The organism is Mycobacterium sp. 050134 (assembly GCF_036409085.1).
GTDB lineage: Bacteria > Actinomycetota > Actinomycetes > Mycobacteriales > Mycobacteriaceae > Mycobacterium.
Map to the genome: position 1 here is coordinate 41,753 of NZ_JAZGLV010000026.1, position 18,937 is coordinate 60,689.

Annotated in this window: 17 protein-coding genes; 10 read left to right on the forward strand and 7 right to left on the reverse strand. The window is 66.8% G+C overall.

The window, feature by feature from the left end; all coding sequences use genetic code 11:
- The first annotated feature begins 27 nt into the window (after positions 1 to 27).
- From SKC42_RS23910 to SKC42_RS23950, 9 genes are all read left to right on the forward strand, one after another.
- Positions 28 to 1,695, forward strand: coding sequence for a purine-cytosine permease family protein (locus SKC42_RS23910; protein WP_330966719.1), 1,668 nt, complete (start codon positions 28 to 30; stop codon positions 1,693 to 1,695).
- Between the two features lie 31 nt (positions 1,696 to 1,726).
- Complete coding sequence (locus SKC42_RS23915) at positions 1,727 to 2,197, forward strand: RidA family protein (RefSeq protein WP_330966720.1); 471 nt, start codon at positions 1,727 to 1,729, stop codon at positions 2,195 to 2,197.
- Complete coding sequence (locus SKC42_RS23920) at positions 2,181 to 3,671, forward strand: 4-hydroxyphenylacetate 3-hydroxylase N-terminal domain-containing protein (protein WP_330966721.1); 1,491 nt, start codon at positions 2,181 to 2,183, stop codon at positions 3,669 to 3,671. The genes SKC42_RS23915 and SKC42_RS23920 overlap by 17 nt, the downstream gene beginning before the upstream one ends.
- Before the next feature lie 8 nt (positions 3,672 to 3,679).
- Complete coding sequence (locus tag SKC42_RS23925) at positions 3,680 to 4,231, forward strand: flavin reductase family protein (RefSeq protein WP_330966722.1); 552 nt, start codon at positions 3,680 to 3,682, stop codon at positions 4,229 to 4,231.
- Between the two features lie 80 nt (positions 4,232 to 4,311).
- Positions 4,312 to 5,079, forward strand: coding sequence for a cyclase family protein (locus SKC42_RS23930; RefSeq protein WP_330966723.1), 768 nt, complete (start codon positions 4,312 to 4,314; stop codon positions 5,077 to 5,079).
- A gap of 455 nt (positions 5,080 to 5,534) precedes the next feature.
- Entirely contained in the window at positions 5,535 to 6,932 is a 1,398-nt protein-coding gene (locus SKC42_RS23935; protein WP_442932237.1) for a PPE family protein, SVP subgroup, read from the forward strand.
- An 8-nt stretch (positions 6,933 to 6,940) separates the two neighbouring features.
- Positions 6,941 to 8,314, forward strand: coding sequence for a PPE family protein, SVP subgroup (locus SKC42_RS23940; protein ID WP_442932238.1), 1,374 nt, complete (start codon positions 6,941 to 6,943; stop codon positions 8,312 to 8,314).
- A 135-nt stretch (positions 8,315 to 8,449) separates the two neighbouring features.
- On the forward strand, positions 8,450 to 9,097 hold the full coding sequence (locus tag SKC42_RS23945) for a VOC family protein (protein WP_330966726.1): 648 nt from the start codon (positions 8,450 to 8,452) through the stop codon (positions 9,095 to 9,097).
- Entirely contained in the window at positions 9,094 to 10,305 is a 1,212-nt protein-coding gene (locus SKC42_RS23950; protein WP_330966727.1) for a M20 metallopeptidase family protein, read from the forward strand. The genes SKC42_RS23945 and SKC42_RS23950 overlap by 4 nt, the downstream gene beginning before the upstream one ends.
- An 18-nt stretch (positions 10,306 to 10,323) precedes the next feature.
- Here the strand turns inward: SKC42_RS23950 and SKC42_RS23955 are convergent, their stop codons facing one another.
- The 7 genes from SKC42_RS23955 to SKC42_RS23985 all read right to left on the reverse strand — a co-directional run bounded on the left by SKC42_RS23955 (position 10,324) and on the right by SKC42_RS23985 (position 17,707).
- Positions 10,324 to 10,971 (reverse strand): helix-turn-helix domain-containing protein, encoded by a 648-nt coding sequence (locus tag SKC42_RS23955; protein ID WP_330966728.1) that lies wholly within the window; start codon positions 10,969 to 10,971, stop codon positions 10,324 to 10,326.
- An 11-nt stretch (positions 10,972 to 10,982) separates the two neighbouring features.
- Positions 10,983 to 12,170: an NAD(P)/FAD-dependent oxidoreductase gene (locus SKC42_RS23960; RefSeq protein ID WP_330966729.1), complete on the reverse strand. Its 1,188-nt coding sequence runs from the start codon at positions 12,168 to 12,170 to the stop codon at positions 10,983 to 10,985.
- Positions 12,167 to 13,495 carry an FMN-binding glutamate synthase family protein gene (locus tag SKC42_RS23965; RefSeq protein WP_330966730.1) on the reverse strand — a complete coding sequence of 443 codons (1,329 nt, stop codon included), beginning with the start codon at positions 13,493 to 13,495 and terminating at the stop codon, positions 12,167 to 12,169. The genes SKC42_RS23960 and SKC42_RS23965 overlap by 4 nt, the downstream gene beginning before the upstream one ends.
- On the reverse strand, positions 13,495 to 14,190 hold the full coding sequence (locus tag SKC42_RS23970) for a protein glxC (protein ID WP_330966731.1): 696 nt from the start codon (positions 14,188 to 14,190) through the stop codon (positions 13,495 to 13,497). Before SKC42_RS23970 ends, SKC42_RS23965 begins: the two co-directional genes overlap by 1 nt.
- Positions 14,178 to 15,050: a glutamine amidotransferase gene (locus SKC42_RS23975; protein WP_330966732.1), complete on the reverse strand. Its 873-nt coding sequence runs from the start codon at positions 15,048 to 15,050 to the stop codon at positions 14,178 to 14,180. The genes SKC42_RS23970 and SKC42_RS23975 overlap by 13 nt, the downstream gene beginning before the upstream one ends.
- A gap of 20 nt (positions 15,051 to 15,070) precedes the next feature.
- Entirely contained in the window at positions 15,071 to 16,372 is a 1,302-nt protein-coding gene (gene glnT / locus SKC42_RS23980; protein ID WP_330966733.1) for a type III glutamate--ammonia ligase, read from the reverse strand.
- Between the two features lie 81 nt (positions 16,373 to 16,453).
- Positions 16,454 to 17,707, reverse strand: a complete 1,254-nt coding sequence (locus SKC42_RS23985; protein WP_330966734.1) for an ammonium transporter — start codon at positions 17,705 to 17,707, stop codon at positions 16,454 to 16,456.
- Between the two features lie 393 nt (positions 17,708 to 18,100).
- Between SKC42_RS23985 and SKC42_RS23990 the strand changes: the two genes are divergently transcribed.
- Positions 18,101 to 18,937 carry a fumarylacetoacetate hydrolase family protein gene (locus tag SKC42_RS23990; protein ID WP_330966735.1) on the forward strand — a complete coding sequence of 279 codons (837 nt, stop codon included), beginning with the start codon at positions 18,101 to 18,103 and terminating at the stop codon, positions 18,935 to 18,937.

The window sequence follows — 18,937 nt, forward strand, 5'->3', positions numbered from 1 at the left end:
TCTTGTTACGGGGCTTGCATCCGGATTATGCAGGCTTTACCCGTTGACCGGACAAAATTAACCTTGCCGTACACGCCGGGAACCCGTGAAGGCAGCGTGGTCATGCGGGTTTCGATGCGCCCTAACTGCACGCTCACCGATGATGTGCGGCCTGGGCGGAACGGCTCAGCCCGCTTCACACAGCGATTTCACCCTGGGTTTTGCTGTGCCACTTCAACTTCTGCGCAGAAGGGCAGTTGTCTGATGGAATCGACCACCCGCACCGTGCAAGTCGAACAAGTAACCATTACTCCGGTCCCGCAGGCCGCGCGTCGCGGCCGCGCACGCGCCTTGTTTCCGATCTGGTTCGGCGTGCAGATCATGCCGCTCACCCTGGTGACGGGTGTGCTGGGGACAACTGTCTATGGTTTGTCCGCGGCGTGGACGATCGTGGCCATAGCCACCGGCAACCTGATCGGAGCGGTCTTCGTCGCTCTCCATTCGGTTCAGGGCCCGAGGCTCGGCGTACCGCAGATGGTGCAGAGCCGTGGCCAATTCGGACTGCGCGGCTCACTACTCGTGCTGGCGGTCGTGGTCTTGATGTATGTCGGATTTCTGGCCTCGATCCTCGTGTTGGCCGCCTCGTCGCTGCAGGTGATATTCCCGAGGTTGGGATCGACGCCGGCGCTGATCATCAGCGGCACGATCACGCTGTTACTGGTCGTCTTCGGCTACGAAATGATCCACAAGGTTAACCGGCTCCTCATGCCGGCGTTCGCGGTTGCATCGATCATCAGCCTCACATACCTGCTCATGCAGGGCGTATCCAATTCGCCCGCAGCCACATCGGGGCAGTTCACCGTCCACGGATTCATGGGGATGCTGTCGGTGGCCGCCATCTGGCAGCTGGCGTATGCCCCTTATGTCTCGGACTACTCGCGTTACCTTCCCGTCGGCGTATCGGCGTCGGGCGCATTCTGGGCGACCTATCTCGGCTCGGTCGCCGGCGCGATCCCGATGATGGTGATCGGGGCCTTACTCGGCCAGATATCCGACGGCAGCCTCAAGAGCTTGAATGCCCTGCTGCCCACCGGCGCCGGAGTGTTCGTCATAGCGGTCTTCTTCCTCGGGGCGCTGGACGCGTGCACCGTCAATCTCTATGGGCCCGCGCTGTGCGTGGCCACCACCATTCAGACGTTCAAGACCAGCTGGCTGCCCGGGGCGGGCAGTCGGATCACGATCGCAGGCATCGTGACGCTTTCGTCGGTCTACATCGCCGCTGCGTTTTCCGACGACTTCCTGGTCAGCTACAGCAACTTCATCCAAATTCTGCTGTACTTCCTTATCCCGTGGAGCGTGATAAATCTCGTCGACTATTACCTGATCAGGAAAGCGGAGTACGACGTCGAGTCGTTCTTCCGGCCCGACGGGGGGATCTACGGGCACTACAACACCGCGGCCGTGGTCGCCTACGTGATCGGCGTGCTCGTGCAAGTTCCCTTCATGTCCGGAAACCTCTACACCGGGATTGTGGCGCGCCGACTGGACGGTGTCGACATCGCCTGGATTGTCGGGACTTTCGTGTCCTTCGCGGTGTATTACTTCCTCCTCATGCGCCGCGACGGCCCTCACCGGGACGGTACTCTTCGGCGCCCGGTACCGGAATCGCTGTTGTTGGGTCCGCATTACCGCCCGGCGACCGACACACCGTCCTGATGGCGCCGGCACCCAACAGAAAGGAATTCCGATGACCCGCATTGACATCCCGAGCAACGCTGTTCGGCAACGCCTGATGCCCGATGACACGTGGAGCTGGCATATGCCCACGCCGTTCTCTCAGGGATGGAAGATCGGCAATGTGGTCTTCATCGGCGGCCAGTTGTCCGCCGACGCGCAGGGCAATGTCATCGGCGAGGACGACATCGAAGTCCAGACCCGGAACGTATTCGAGAACATCACCAAAACGCTGGCCGCGGCCGGCGCCAACTGGAGCCATGTCGTCAAGCTGAACACCTTCTATTGCTTCGAGGGAACCGGCGACGAGGTGCAGGAGAACTGGACGAAAATGACCAACGTCCGCATGCAATACCTGCCGAATCCCGGACCATGCGGCACTGCCGTGCGTGTTTCCGGACTCATGTACGACGGGTTCCTCATCGAGGCCGAAGCCATTGCCGTGATCACCGAAGGGACCGACACCGATGTCTGCACCGATTGACGCGGAACGCCTCCGCATCGACAAGGTCGTCGAGGCGCTCAAAGAGAGCCCGGAGCCGCACCTTCTCACCGGCGACCTCTACAAGCAAACGCTGCGCGACGGACGCCGCGTCATTGACTGCCGAGGCGAAGAAATCGCCGACGTCACTACCCATCCCGATCTGCGCGCGGTCGAGACGACCGCCGCGATCCTGGATGCGCAGTTCGCGCCGGAATCACGTGACATCCTGACCTTCACCGGAGAGGACGGTGGACGCCGCGGGGTCGGCTGGCAGGTGCCGACGACGCGGGATCACCTGTTGGCAAAGAAAGCCGGCACCGAGTTCATCACGAAACGGACCATGGGTGTCTACGGCCGCCCCGTTGACTATGGCGCCATGATGGCGCTGGGATTTCTCTCCACGATCGACCGAATCGAGGCCGAGAACCCCGCATTCGCGCAGAATATCCGGAACTTCGTGACGCTGTCCGCGGACCACAACCTGCTGAGCACGGACCTGATCGCCGATCCGCAGTCCGACAAGAACATCCCCCGTAACGAGCGGCCCTCGCAGCTCCGGATCGTCGATGAAAGCCCCGACGGAATCGTGCTCAACGGCGCCAAGGTGGCCGGGAGCATGGGCGCGCTCGGCCATTTCTTCACGTTGTCGACCACCCTGGGAGCGGGCCTGGGGGCCGACGCCGCGATCTGGGCGGCAATCCCGGTCAACAGTCCCGGAGTCGCTCTGCTGCTGCGCGAACCCACCGCGAACATGCACTCGGCGCGGGCGGACCATCCCCTCGACCATGCCGGAGAGGAGATGGACCAGATCATCATGTTCGACAACGTCTTTCTGCCGCGCGAATACGTCTTCAGCGCCCACAACCTGGAATTGCTGACGCTGTACTACGAAAGCTGCGCGTTCTCGCTGTGGTCAATCATGACGCGTCTGGCTTTCCGGGCGGAGATCTTCGCCGGCGTGGCACAGGTGATCACGGAGATTCTGGGCACCGACAAGGTGCCGGGTGTGCAGAACGCCGTCGCCGACGTCACCTTGTACGCGCAAACACTGAAAGCCTATGCGCTGGCCACAATCCACGAATCGGTGGAGTGGAACGGCGTCCAGGTGCCCAATCCGGGTCTCGTGACCGCCGGGCGCCTGTACTCGATCGAGAACTACCCGCGCATCACCTATCAGGTTCAGGATCTGTGCGGTCAGGCGCTGATCGCACGCTGGCCCGAAAAGGTCTGGGATCACCCAGAATTCGGACCGCGTATGGACGAGTATTTCCCGGGAACCGGCGTCACCGCGCGCGAGAAGAACACCTTCTTCAACTTCGTGTTCGACCTCCTCAGCGGTGCCCATGCCGGTCGCGTTGCGCTGTTCGAGAACGTCAACGCCACCCCACCGGCATTCGTGAAAGGCTTGGTGTACAGCAAGACCGACCGTAGCTCGGCTGCCCGCCTCGTTCGCGACTATGTCGGGATTGCCTGAGGGTGGGGATGAGACACGCGCCTCGCGACCAGAGCCGTCGGCCTACCCCGAGCGCCGCGCACGACACATCCGAGCAGACGCCGAACTTCATCGCCGCAATGCGGGTGCTGGCCAGCGCCGTGGTCATCATCACCGTAGAAGTGGACGGCCAACCCTGGGGTGTGACGATCAGTTCGTGCTCGTCACTGTCGGCCGATCCGCCCCGGCTGGTGTGCTCGCTGGAGTCGAGGACGGCCGCGGCCGCGGCCATTGCCGAACACGGCCGGTTCGGGATCAACATCCTGTCCGCCGCGCAGGCCGAACTGGCCGCGACGTCGGCCCAGCCCGGCACACCGAAATTCCTCGACCGGGCGATATTGATCCATCGTGAGGACCCCGAGGTGTCCACTCCGCAGATCGCCGACGCGCTGTACAACCTGGACTGCACCGTGGTCTCGCGCATACGAATCGTCGATCACGATCTCGTGGTCGGCGGGGTGCGGTGGTCGAAGTCAGGCCCCCAGCACGACCCGCTGCTCTATTTCAACCAGTCGTTTCGAGCGCTGGACAGTCAAGCCTAAGGAGGGCCAGGCCCATGACGGTGACCACCCGAGCCGAACTGATCGCCGAAGGTCAACGGCGTGCGCTGACGGAATCCCGGGTGGCGACGCCGCCGGCAAGCACTCCGCTGCTGGGCGGCGTATTACTCGACCGGCCACACACGATCGTCGATCTGACCCGGCCCCTATACGAGGGCATGCCCATGTGGTTCGGTCATCAAAAGACGTTCACCCCGGTGAACCAGGACCACGAACGCTTCAAGGAGCTGCACCAGACCGAGATCGGCTTCTACGCAAGAAATCTGATCATCAGTGAGCACGCGGGAACACACACCGATGCGACTGTCGAATACGATCCCGCGGGCATGCCCATCGACCGGCTTCCGTTGGAGATGTACTGGGGCTCGGCGGTCTGCCTGGACATGTCTGAAGCTCAGTTCATCGACCCCGATCCCGACTTTCGGGGCTGGGCAACCGAGGACGTCGTCAGGCGCGCCGAGGACAAACTCGTCGCGGCGGGCGAGGCGATCAGGCCAGGTGACATCGTGCTGGCTTGGTTCGACTACGGCGATCGTCACTTTCCGACTCCCCAGTACATCAACCACAACCCCGGCTTTTCCTGGGACGGGCTCGAGTACCTGGCGAAAAAAGGTGTGGTCAACATCGGGACCGACTGCAGCGCGATCGACCACAGCGCTGACGGCAGCTTCAGCGGTCACATGGTCTGTAAGAAGTACGGGTTGGTGAATACCGAGCATCTGGCGAATCTGGGACAGCTGGTCAACACACGGTTCCTGTTCTACGGTCTGCCGCTGAACATCGTAGGTGGCACGGGCTCTCCCATCCGGGCCGTTGCCGTCCTGCCGTAGTCCCGCAGCAGGCCCGTGTCTCGCCGTGCGAAAAGCGGGGGAGGAATCTCGATGGGCCATCCAGGGCTGTTGCGCACACGCCGCGCCTCGAAGTTCGATGCCCCATAGAGGTGACATGGGTTACCGTGCGGGGCAAATGAGGGCAGCCGTCATCCAGCGACCCGCGCCGTCTGTTGCAGCGATGATATACAAAATCTATCGGCTGATCGAAAGAATTTTAGGCCTATCCAAAATGGTTGAACACCAACACGATTCAACGGCTCAGTCGGCCGCGGACGCCGCCGTGAATCAAAGTTAATCTGGCCGTTACCGATGGCATCTTTGCTGCAACACGTGAAACATACTGTGACTGCAACACATTGATCTAGAGCAAACTCATGTGTGTCCTGAAAATCATTGCTGCCAAACGGTGTTAAGCCCGGCGCAAGGAATCTAGTCAGATGGGGAAGCCGGTGTTGGATTTTGCGGTGTTGCCGCCGGAGATCAATTCTGGGCGGATGTATGCGGGGGCGGGCGCGGGGCCGATGGTTGCGGCCGCGGCGGCCTGGGACGGCTTAGCTGCGGAGTTGAGCTCAGTGGCGAACTCTTATCACGGGGTGATTTCCGAGCTAACCGGTGGGCCCTGGGTGGGCCCGTCTTCGATGACCATGGCGGCGGCGGTAGCACCGTATATGGCCTGGGTCGGCACCACCGCGGTCCAGGCCGAGTTAACGGCCAGTCAATTGGGATCGGCCGTTGCGGCCTACGAGGCGGCGTTTGCCGCCACCGTCCCGCCCGCGGAGATCGAGGTGAATCGCGCCTTGTTGGCGGCCTTGGTGGCGACCAACATCCTCGGGCAGAACACTCCGGCGATTGCCGCCACGGAGGCGCAGTACGCCGAGATGTGGGCCCAGGACGCCATGGCGATGTACGGCTATGCCGGTGCCTCGGCGACCGCGACGAAGTTAACGGCGTTCACCGCGCCGCCCGAAACCACCGACCAGGCCGGCGCCGCAACCCAGGCCGCCGCGGTCAGCCAGGCCGCGGCCTCCGCCGCAGGCCCCAGCGCGGACTCGGGCCTGAGCCAGCTGCTCAACTTCGTCCCCAGCGCGCTCCAAAGCCTAGGTCTGGGTGGGGCGTTCGATCCAAGCGCGTGGTTGGAGACCGTCCTTTCCTCGCCCACCGGCGCGGCCCTCAACGTCTTCAGCACGAACTTGGGGAACTGGACCCTGGTCGTCAGTGGCCCGTTGTTCACCGCGTCGGGCATCACGCCGCTGCTGGGTGGCCTGTACAGCCTCGCGTTGCCGGCGGCCGCGGCTGCGGATGTCGCCCCCGACCTGGGAGCGGTCGCGGCAGCCTCTGACGTCGCACCCGCGGCCGGGCTGGGCACGCTCGCCGGTTCCTATTCGGGCGGGCCGGTTTCGGCGGGCCTGGGGGAGGCGGCCTCGGTCGGCAAGTTGTCGGTGCCCGAGTCTTGGGTTTCCTCGCCCGCGATCCGGTTGGTCGGCAGCGCGTCGCCATTGGCGACCGCGGGCCTCGACGGATTGGCGCCGGCCGGAGCCGCTGCTGCGCCGGGCGGCTTCTTCGGGGGCGTTCCGCCGGTGGGCAGCCTGGTCAATGCGCCCCGGGGTGAACAACCGCGGGTCCGGACGGGCCAGGCCCAGAAGGTGGTCCCGGCGCTGCCCGGCGACCAACAGGCCGGGGAGGGCGCCGCGGCGAGTCGGCCAGCGCAGCAGCAACCGGCCCGCCGCCATGTCGCCAGCGCTTTGAGCAGCCAGGAACGCGACGAATTGGACAAGCTGCGCAAGGAGATCGCCGACCTGGCGACCGAACGTGACGCGGCAGCTCGACTGATCAAGGAGGCGATGCTGTGACCAGCGCTCTGGATTTCGCGGGACTGCCGCCCGAAATCAACTCCGGTCGTTTGTACGCGGGCCCGGGGCCCGCGCCGATGGTGATGGCCGCGACGGCATGGGGGGCCCTGGCCGCGGAGTTGAACTCGGCGGCCACCTCGTACCAAAAGGTGCTTGCCGCGCTGACGAGCGGACCGTGGGTGGGTCCGTCCTCGATGATGATGACGTCGGCGGTCGGGCCATTCGTGTCGTGGATGAGCGCCACTGCCGGGCAGGCCAAGCAGACGGCGAGTCAGCTGGAGTCGGCGGTCGCGGCCTACGAGGCGGCGTTCGCGGCCACGGTGCCCCCGCCGGTGATCGAGGTGAACCGTGCGCTGCTGTCGGCGTTGGTGGCCACAAACCTGTTGGGCCAGAACACTCCGGCGATCGCAGCCACCGAGGCGCAATACTCCGAGATGTGGGCCCAGGACGCCGCGGCGATGTACGGCTATGCGGGCGCATCGGCGACCGCGACGCGACTGGTGCCGTTCGACACGCCACCGCAGACCACCAACCCGACGGGTGACTCGGCGCAGAGCGCGGCGGTCACCCAAGCCACCGCCGCGGCGGGCGAGTCGAACGCCCAATCCGCGCTGTCCGGTGTTCCCAATCTGCTGCAAGGGCTGTCGTCGGGATTCACCCTGGACAACAACCCGCTTCTCGATCTGTTGAACAGCTCTCCGGTGCAGCTGTTCAACTCGCTGAGCACCCTCACCGTCGGACCCCAGATCCTCTCAGAGGGGCTCAACTTCGACGCCTCCGGCGCCATGTTGACGTTCGCGCCTCCGGTGGCGACGGCGTGGAACCCGCTGATCTCAGCCCTGACGCCGCCCGCAGCGGCGGCCAGCGCGGCGTCTTCGGTTTCCGGCGGATCGGGCGCGGGGTCGACCCTGGTCGGTTCGTCCAGTGGGGTGTCGGCGGGTGTGGGGGAGGCGGCCTCGGTCGGCAAGTTGTCGGTGCCGCCGGCGTGGACCGGGGCGTCGCCGGCGGTCCGCCTCGCGGCCACCGCACTGCCCATCACCGACCTCGGCGGCGCGGCCGCCCACCCGCTTGGCGGCATGTACGGGGGCATGCCCCCGCTGGGCGGACCGGTGGCGAGCGTGGTCAACGCGCCTCGGGATGGCCAGGGCTCCCGGACCGGTGCGCGGGCCAAAGTCGTTGCCGCCCTGGATAGGGAGTCGGGCTTGAACACCGATCTCGCGGACCGCTGGGTGGCGCAGGACCGCAGGGCCGCCGAGGACGAGGCGGTGAGCGAACGGGACGAACTCAACCAGCTGCGCCGGGCGATCGCCGACATGACCAAGCAACGCGACGCGCTCAAGCGCACTGCCGCCTTGCTGATCCAGGAGGCGAACAACAAGTAGCTCCTTGCGCCGGTTGTCGCGGCTCCGTCCTTCCACCCCCACGGGATGGCAGGCGCGGCAACCGGCGTCTAGGGTACAGCCGCCCATCGCTGTTGCGTCCGGGCCGTCAAAGATCCGCAGAAAGGTAACCCGCACTTGCGGCTTGACCACGTCATCATTGCCACCAACGAGCCGGTGCGCTCCGCGCGCAGCCTCGCGAAACACGCAGGCCTCGTCGCCGTGGAAGGCGGTGTCCATGACGGTCTGGGAACGGCCAACTACATCGTTCCGCTCGGGCGGGGTTACCTCGAGTTGGTTACCGTCCACGATCGAAAGCTCGCGGAGAGCAATGCGTTTGGACGACTGGTTCTCGCCGCATTACGCGAGCGGGACGAGGCGTTCGCCGGATGGGCGGTCGAGGTCAGCGCGGACTGCCTGGCTGCAACCGCCCAGACTCGTGGTCTGACCACCGGTCGGCTCACCCGTCGCGGAATCGGCATCGACCACGCCGGTATGGAGGATGCCCGTGAATCACCCGGCCTGCCATTCCTCTTGGCGCGGGAGGCGGGCAGCGGGCACCCGCAAGGCCTTCGCGCAGACCACCGCGTGACACCGCACGGCGTGCAATCGCTCACCATCGGCGAGTCGGAAGACGCCCTCAACGATTGGTTCGCGGGTAAGCCAATCGAACCGTCAGTGCTGTGCCGCGGTGAGGGACGCGGCATACACCAGGTCGAGATCGCGACCGGCGCCGGCGCCGTCGTGCTCCGTGGCGAATCGCCCACCCGGACTGCGCAATCGTGAGTGTCACACTCCGGGCCCTGCGCCGAGAGTTGCACGCGTGTGCCGAAGTCGGCCTCAACCTTCCCCAGACACAGGCGATCCTGCTGCGCGAACTCAGTGGGCTCGGCGTGGACGTGCGCACGGGTTCTGCGCTGAGCTCGATAGTTGCCGTCCTGCGGGGCGCCCGACCGCACCGTGACGAACCGCGGCCGGCGGTGTTGATCCGCGCCGACATGGACGCCCTGCCGATCACCGAGGCCACCGGCTTGCCCTTCGCTGCGACGGGTGACGCGATGCATGCCTGCGGTCACGATCTCCACATGGCGGCCCTGGTCGGCGCGGCCAGGAAACTGGTGGCGCGACGTGACGAGTTGCACGGTGACGTGGTCTTCATGTTCCAGCCGGGTGAAGAAGCCTGCGGCGGTGCGCAATTGATGCTGGACGAAGGTGTTCTCGAAGCATCCGGTCAACGAGTGAACGCGGCACTGGGGATACATGTCCTGAGTTACGACCTGCCGCTGGGCACCTTCGCATTCGGTTCGGGTGCGGTGCTGTCGGGATCGAACATCGTCACCGCTTCTTTCCGCGGACGCGGAGGCCATGGCTCAGCCCCGCATCTGGCGGTCGACCCGGTACCCGCCGCGGCACAATTCGTCTCGTCGGTGCAGGTTGCGCTCAGTCGGGGCATCTCCATGTTCGAGCCGGTGACGCTGACCTTCGGGATTCTTGCCGCAGGCCGGCAACACAACGTCATCGCCGAAACCGCCATGGCAGGAGGGACGCTGCGGACGTTCTCGGCGGCGACCGCAGAAAACGCGCTGCGGATCGTGCATGACGTGGCGCACGGAATCGCCACGGCACACGGCGTCCGCGTTGAGATCGGTGTCCGGCAGGACACCATCTCGACCGTGTGCGATGCCGCCGAAACCAAAATCGCACGCTCGGTCGCCGCCGCGGTGGTCGGTCTGCCGCACATCCGAACGCTGGACCGCCCCTATAGCCTTTCCGAGGACTTCTGCTGGGTGCTCGACCAAGTGCCGGGGACCTTCGTGATGTTGGGAGCGGGCCGATCGACGAAGTCTGGTGCCCCCGTCAATCACTCGCCCCGTGCGACATTCGACGATTCGATTCTGGAACCGGCAGCGCAGTTCGAAGCCGCCTGGGCCATCGAGCGGCTGGCTCTGCTCGCCGCCGAACCGGCGTCGACGTCGGCAAGCGGGGCGGGATGACGGAGATTTCAGCCGCCGTCAGACCTGGGAGTCGGGGAACGCGATCACCGAGAGAAACCGGATCGGTAACTTGACCAGGTCCACCGGGCCGTGCGCGCCCTCACCGTCGAACTGCAGCGAATCGCCGGGATGCAACCGGTAGACCGAGCGGCTGTGGCTGTAATCCATGATCCCCGCCAGCATGTAGATGAACTCCGTGCCCGGGTGCTGGAAGAGCGGATAGGTCTGGCTTTTTTCCGACAGCGTGACGTGCAGGCACTCCAGCCGCTTGTGTTCGCCGCGCAGCGATCCCAGGAGCTGGTATTCGTGCCCCTCCATCGTGCCGGCGCGCGCGATGCGGGCGCCGGTTCCGGATTTGACGAAGGCGGCCGGGCGCTCCACGTCGGCCCCGCGGAACAGGCTGGTGACCGGGACGTCCAAACCCTTGGCCAACAACGCAAGCGTGCCGAGGCTGCACGACGTCTGCGCGTTCTCGATCTTGGACAGCATCGCCTTCGAGATGCCCACCCGGGCGGCCATGTCGGCGACCGTCAGCCCCTGCGCCAGGCGCAGCTGCCGAACGTTCCGGCCGATCGCGGCCTCGAACTCGAGGTCCTCGACCGGCTCCCGGGGGTTGCGGTCGCGGGCTGTGCCCGACTTGTTGCGCAGTAGGGGGACGTCGCTCATCGCTTTCCTGTCTAGCGCATCTGGCTGGCACCGACATAGGGATACGGAGATTTCAAGGGCGCGCCCTCGGCGAATCGCGACAGCCGGAAGTCGTCGGCCGGGACGTGCGGGTCGGTGCTCCTGCCATCTACGACCAGGTCGGCGACCAGTCTGCCGACGGCGGGGGCGATCTTGAAACCGTGGCCGCTGAAGCCAGCGGCGACCATCAACCCGTCCAGGTCCGTGCGGCTGATCACCGGGTTCCAGTCCGGCGTGATGTCATAGCATCCCGCATAGCTTCCGCTGACCGCCGCGGCCGAGAACTCGGGGAATCGCGTGCCCACCTTGTCCACCGTCACTTCGACGAACGCCTCGGTGGCCCGATTCGCGTAGTGGTCCGGGTCGGCGTCCTCGATCAGCGCGGGATCGCTGTTGCCGAAGAGGATGTCCCCGCCGACCTCCGGCCGTACGTACTGCAACGAGACGAGATCGGAAAACACCGGCACCGGGCCGGTTTCGACCCCGGGGGCGATGGTGACGATCTGTTCGCGCACCACGCGGATCGGGACGTCGATGCCATACGGAGCAAGGAACGGCCGGGTCCACACGCCGGTGGCGGCGACGACGGCGCCCGCCGCGATCTCGGTGCCGTCGGCGAGGCGGATGCCGGTGACCCTGCGGCCGCGGACAGCCAAGCCGGTCACGTTGGCGCCCTGCAGGATTCGCACGCCCGCGGCGCGCGCCGACGCCGCGAAGGCCTGCGCGGTGCGATAGGCGTCGCCGTAGCCGCCGCGGGCCTCCCAGCCGAACGCCGCGAACGGCGTCAGGTCGGCGAATGGCCACATGCGCGCCACCTCGGAGCGGTCGATCTCCTCGGTCTGCACGCCGACGGCCTGTTGCGCGGCCAGGCTCTTGCGCAGCGACTCGGCGTCGGGGTCACCGACGCCGACCACGTACCCGGTCTGGTGGAAGCCGATGTCGGTGCCGAAGATCTCTTCGGCGTTCTCGAGGACCTCCACCCCGGCGTTGGCCATCGCCGCCAGCGAGCTGACGCCGTAGTGGCACCGGACGACGCCGCTGGACTTGCCGGTCATCCCGGACCCGACGGTGCTCCGTTCCGCCACGACGACGTCGGTGATCCCGCGGCGGCTCAGCGCCCACGCGGCGGCGGCGCCCTCGATGCCGCCGCCGACGATCACGACGTCCGCGGTGCTCGTCATCGGCCGGGAACCCAGGCCGTGCCGGCCAGCGGGACGCGCGCCATCGCAGCCGCCTCGATGGTGACGGCCACCAGATCCTCGGGCTCCAGGTGCAGGACGTGGGCCTTGCCGCACGCGCGCGCGATGGTCTGGGCCTCCATGGTGAGCACCCGGAGGTAGTTGGCCAGCCTGCGCCCGCCTGCAATCGGGTCCAGGCGGGCCGCCAGTTCGGGGTCCTGCGTGCTGATGCCCGCCGGATCGGTGCCGTCCTGGAAGTCGTCGAAGAATCCCGCCGCGCTGCCCAATCGTTCGTAGTCCTCGGCATACCGCGGGCTGTTGTCGCCGAGCGCGATGAGCGCGGCCGTCCCGATGGCGACGGCGTCGGCGCCGAGCGCCAGCGCCTTGGCGACGTCCGCACCGGTGCGGATGCCGCCGGAGACGATCAACTGAACCTCGCGGTGCACCCCCAGGTCGGCCAGCGCTTGGACGGCCTGGGGGATGGCGGCCAGCGTCGGAATCCCGACGTGCTCGATGAACACCTCCTGGGTGGCCGCGGTGCCGCCCTGCATCCCGTCGATCACGACGACGTCCGCGCCGGCGTGCACCGCCAGCTTGACGTCGTAATACGTTCTGGTGGCGCCCATCTTGACGTAGACGGGCTTCTCCCAGTCGGTGATCTCCCGCAATTCGTTGATCTTGATGGCCAGGTCGTCGGGCCCGGTCCAGTCGGGGTGGCGGCACGCGGACCGCTGGTCGATGCCTTCGGGCAGCGTGCGCATGCCGGCGACCCGTTCGGAGATCTTCTGGCCGAGGAGCATGCCGCCGCCACCGGGCTTGGCGCCTTGCCCGAGCACCACCTCGATCGCATCCGCCTTGCGCAGATCGTCGGGAGTCATCCCGTAGCGGGACGGCAGGTATTGATAGACAAGGTATTTGCTCTGCCCGCGTTCTTCGGGCGTCATGCCGCCGTCGCCCGTGGTGGTGGACGTGCCGACCTCGCTGGCTCCGCGCCCCAGGGCCTCCTTGGCCGCCCCGGACAGCGCCCCGAACGACATCCCGGCGATGGTGACCGGAATGTCTAGGTGCAGAGGGTGTTTGGCGAACCGGTTCCCGAGGACGACGTCGGTGCCGCAGCGCTCGCGGTAGCCCTCCAGCGGGTAACGCGACATCGACGCGCCGAGGAAGAGGAGATCGTCGAAGTGCGGCAGGGGACGCTTGGCGCCCCACCCCCGGATGTCGTAGATGCCCGTCTCGGCGGCGCGCTGAATGGCGGCGATGGTGTGGCGGTCGTAGGTGGCGGACTCCCGAAGGCCGAGGCGGGCGCGATCGTCGGCGGTGTATGTCATCAGTAGCTCGCGGCGTTGTCGACGTGGAAGTGATACAGCTCGCGGGCGGAGCCGTACCGGGTGTAGGCCGCGGTGTCGTCGCCGTCGAAACCGGCGGCCTTCAGCAGCTGGCCCAGTTCGTGGTGGTGTTCGTCGCGCATCTCCTTGGCGACGCAGTCCGCGCCCAGCGATGCGACGTCGCCGCGGATGTAGATGCGCGCCTCGTAGATGGAGTCGCCGAGCGCCTCGCCGGCGTCGCCCCGCACTACCAACCGTCCCGCCTGGGCCATGAACGCGCTCATGTGCCCGACGTTGCCGCCGACCACGATGTCGACGCCCTTCATCGAGATCCCGCACCGCGCGGCGGCGTTGCCCTCGATCACGAGCAGCCCGCCGTGGGCGGTCGCGCCGGCGGATTGGGACGCGTTGCCCTTGACCCAGACGGTCCCGCTCATCATGTTCTCGGCCACCCCGGTGCCCGCGTTGCCCATGATGACGACTTCCGCCTGTTGGTTCATGCCGGCGGCGTAGTAACCGACGTGGCCGTCGATCGTTATCCGCGCCGGCGCGTCGACTCCGACGGCGACGTTGTGGGCGCCGTCGGGGTGGGCGATGGTGTACTCGCCGTGTGCGTTCGGGCCGTGCAGGGCGGCGTTCACCTCGCGCAGGGGCGTCGCCCGCAGGTCGAAGGCCGGGGCGGACGTCACTTCTGCCATGCGTAGATCACCTCGGGTTCGGGTTCCCAGAGCTTGGCCCGGGCGACCCCGGGAAGCCCTGCGAGGGCGCGGTATTCGCTGGCCATCGCCACCCAGTCGTCCGTTTCGGCGAGGACGGCCGGCTTGCACGCGATGGCGTCGCGCACGACGGCGAACGAGTCGCGGTTCGACACGAGCAGCGTGTAGAAGCCGTCGAATCGCGCGCACAGTTCCTTGAGCGCGGTCTCGATGTCTCGGCCGTCGGCCAGCTGCTTGGCAACGAAGCGCGCACCGACCTCGGTGTCGTTGTCGCTGTCGAAATGCACGCCGGCGGCGCGCAGTTCGCGGCGGATGGTCGCGTGGTTGGCGAAGGAGCCGTTGTGGACCAGGCACTGCTCGGGGCCGACCGCATACGGGTGGCAGCCGGCGGGCGTCACGGCCGATTCGGTCGCCATGCGCGTGTGGCCGACGCCTTGCCAACCGCTCGCGGCGGCGAGTTCCCATTCCCGGACCAGGCGGCGCGGATGGCCGACGCCCTTGAGCACGGTCATGTCCGAGCCGAACCCGGCGATCAGGGCCTGCGGGTAGGCACGGGTCACGTTCTGGAGCAGCGCTTGGGGCGACATATCGGCGGTGACCAGACGGGTGTCGCCGCGCCGGCTCACGTGGACACCGGCGCCCAGGCCGGCGGCGTCGGGATCGGCCTGCAGCACCGAGACGCAGCCGTGTCCCGGTGGCGACAGCACGGGATCGCCGTAGATGGCCACACCCGCCGAATCGCTGCCGCGGTCGCCCATCTCGCACAGCATGCCGCTGAGCAGTTCTCCCAGCCGGGGATACAGTTCCGGGTTGCGCAGATGCAGCCCGACGATTCCACACATCGGTTGTCTCCTTGGCCAGCTCAGAAGGCGGTCAGGTAATGCTCGATCTCCCAGGGCGTGACGCTGCCGTGGTAGGCGAAGAACTCGTCGCGCTTGAGGCCGACGAAATATTCGGCGACGCCCTGCCCGGCGGCGTCGAGCACGCCGGTGACCAGGGGATCGCCCTGGAAATCCTCCAGGGCGTGCAGCAGCGTGGGCGGTAACGGCGGCCGGTTCTGCGCACCGAGGCCGCCGGGATCGGTGCTGCGCTTGATGCCGTCCAGTCCGGCGCCGAGCGCCGCCGCGATGGCCAGATAGGGGTTGGCGGAACCGTCGGCGCCGCGCAACTCGATGCGGGCGGCATCGGGCACCCGGATGTAGTGGGTGCGGTCGTTGCCCCCGTACGTCGGCATCCTCGGGGCCCACGACGCCCCGGAGGCCGTCGTGGTGGCGCCGGTGCGCTTGTAGGAGTTGACCGTTGGAGCCACGACCGCCTGCAGCGCGCACGCGTGCTCGAGGATGCCCCCGATGAACGCGTAGGCGGTCTCGGACAGGCCGAGCCCGCGGGCGTCCTCGTCGGCCGGGAACACCGGTGCGCCACCGCTGGTCAGCGAGAGGTGCAGATGCATTCCGCTGCCGGTCTTTTCGGCGAACGGCTTGGGCATGAACGTGGCCACCATGCCACGCTCGGACGCCAGCATCGACAGCAGGTAGCGCAGCGTGATCACGCGATCGGCCGTCGTGAGCGCGTCGGCGAACTGGAAGTTCTGCTCGAACTGACCGTTGGCGTCCTCGTGATCGTTGGCGTAATTCGACCACCCCAGCGTGTTCATGGCCGTCGATATCGCGCTGAGGTGCTCGAACATCCGGGTCAGGCCGCGGGCGTCGTAGCACGGTTGCGCGGAGGTGTCGGAGGCATCGGCGACCGACAGGCTGCCGTCGGCGTTGCGGTGCACCAGGAAATACTCGACCTCGGCCCCCACCCAGGGTTCGAATCCCGCGTCGGCGGCCCGCGTGATGAGCGCCTTCAGAATGACCCGCGGTGCGAACGGCCAGGGCTCGCCCTCGACATGCGGATCGCAGTGCACAAGGGCGAGGCCGTCTTTGACGAAGGGGATCGGGGTGAACGAGGCCGCGTCCGGAATGGCCACCAGGTCAGGGTCTTTGGGCTCCTGGCCCATCGCCCCGACGGCGTAGCCCGCAAACCCGACGCCCTCGGTGGCGAGGACGTCGACGGCCTCGACGGGCACGAGCTTGGCGCACGGTTTTCCCCGCAGGTCGACGAACAGCGCCAGGATGAACCGGGTTCCCGCCTGATCGGCCAGCGTGGCGAGGTCGGACATGCTTCGTCAATCCTTCTGGGCGTCAATGTTGTTGGAAGGGGACCGGCCGGCGCGGGCGAGTGATCCGCGCCGGCCGGGGTCTCAGGCGGGCAGCAGCTCGTACGCCGCGTCGCGGTGGTATTTGGTGTCGATGCCCGTTTCCTCCTCGTCGGCGGAGATGCGGATGCCCATCGTCTTCTTGATGACGAGCGCGATCACGAACGCCACCACGAACGAATAGGTCATCACCGCGCCGGCGGCGATCGCCTGCTTCCACAGCTGATCCGCGCCGCCGCCGTAGAACAGCCCGTCGACCTGGTTCGGCATGCTCGCGCTGGCGAAAAACCCGATCAGCAGGGTCCCGAGGATGCCGCCGACCAGGTGGACGCCGACGACGTCGAGCGAGTCGTCGTAGCCGAATCGGGCCTTGAGCCCCACGGCCAGCGGGCATATCGCGCCGGCGATCAACCCGAGAAAGATCGAGCCGACCGGCGTGACCGCTCCGCAGGCGGGCGTGATGGCGACCAGTCCGGCCACCGCGCCGGAGGCGGCGCCGACACCGGTCACGTGTCCGTCCTTGATCTTTTCGACGGCGAGCCAGGCCAGCGTCGCAGCACACGTCGCGGTGAAGGTCGTGACCATCACGATCGCGGCCGACGTGCCGGCGGCGAGCGCCGATCCGCCGTTGAACGCATACCAACCCGCCCACAGCAATCCGGCGCCCAGCAGAGTCAGCGGCACGTTGTGCGGCTTGCGGAACTTGCCGAAGCCCAGCGACTTGCCCAGCACGATGGCGACCGCCAGCGCCGCGGCGCCCGAGTTGATGTGCACGGCCGTTCCGCCGGCGAAGTCAATGGCCTTGAGCTTGTTGGCGATCCAGCCGCCCTTCGCGTCCGGTGTCACCCCGCCGTCGACCGCGAAGACCCAGTGCGCGACGGGGAAGTAGACGAGGATCGCCCACGCCGTCGCGAACGCCATCCAGGCGCTGAACTTCATCCGGTCCGCCGCGGCGCCGGAGACCAGCGCGACGGTGATCGCGGCGAACAGCGCCTGGAAGAGGGCGAACAGGCTGATCGGCAGCCCGTTGATCGTCGTCATCGGCTTCGTCAGGTTCTTCATGCCGAGGAATTCGGTGAAGCTCCCGACCAGGCCCCCGTAGGACGTCCCGAATGACATGGAGAAGCCGAACAGCACCCACAGCACACCGACGACGGCCACCGCGCCGAACGTCATCATCATCATGTTCGTCGAACTCTTGACGGACACCATGCCGCCGTAAAACAAGGCGAGGCCCGGAATCATCACCGTGAGGCCGATGATGCAGCACAACATGAATGCCGTGGTTCCCGTGTCCATAGGGACCTCCTGGAGTGCGGCAGCCCCCCGCGGGCTGTTCACTCACAGTAACCGATGTTTCTGTTAAATAGACAGCCGCTCAGCGTTGCGACCGCGTTAAAACTGCGCGGCGGCTGATCCATTCTCGTTATCACCGCTCTGAGAAGAGTGGGTGTGGGGCGGTCGCCAAGCGCGGAAAGCGCCACGCGCGAACGAGTCTCAGCGGTGCGGCCGAACCGCTGCCCGTCGGAGCAAGGCTGAGCCGAGCCGGAGCCGGCAAATCGTATACGGTATGCACTAGGCCGAGATGTTGTCGCGGACCCGTTCCGACCGCGGGTTCGGCTATCGGCCGATGAGGAGGCGTCACCCGTGAAATACGTGTCGTTCGCAGGTCCGAGTGGTGTTGTCGCCGGGGTGGTTCACGGATCCCACGTCATTCCCTTGCCGGGCGGAGACGCCGTCGACTGGACCGGCGCGCCGGTGGGACTGCTGGCGCACATCGCGAGGGACGAGCCCTCGGGCGAGTTGGACACCTCCCGCGCCGTCCCCCTCGACGAGGTAACCCTGGTTGCCCCCATCCCGGCACCCCGGCGAAACATCCTGTGCGTCGGCCTGAACTATGTCGAGCACACCAACGAGTTCGATGCGTCGGGATACAACGCGACGCCGGGCGCGGGTGTGCCGGAGCGGCCGGTGGTATTCACCAAGGTCCCCGGCACGGTCATCGGCCCGGGCGACCCGATACCGGCGCACGCCGCGCTCACCCAATCCCTGGACTACGAGGTCGAACTCGCGGTCATCATCGGCAGGGGCGGTGCTGACATCAGCATCGACGACGCCATGTCCCACGTCTGGGGCTACACCATGATCAACGACGTGACCGCCCGCGACCGGCAACACGCGCACCAGCAGTGGTTCCTGGGCAAGTCCCTCGACGGACTGTGCCCGATGGGACCCTTCGCCGTCACCGCCGACGAGATCGACCACCGGGAACTCCTCGTCGAGAGCCGGGTCAACGGCGAGCTGCGCCAGAGCGCCAAATCGTCGGACCTCATCTTCGACGTGCCCGAGCTCATCGCCACCATCAGCGCCGGGATGACGCTGCTGCCGGGCGACATCATCGCCACCGGGACACCGCCGGGTGTGGGCATCGGCTTCGACCCTCCGAAGTTCTTGCGGCCGGGCGACGTCGTGGAGATCTCGATCACCGGACTCGGAACGCTGGTCAACCCCGTCTCGGCCGCCGGATAG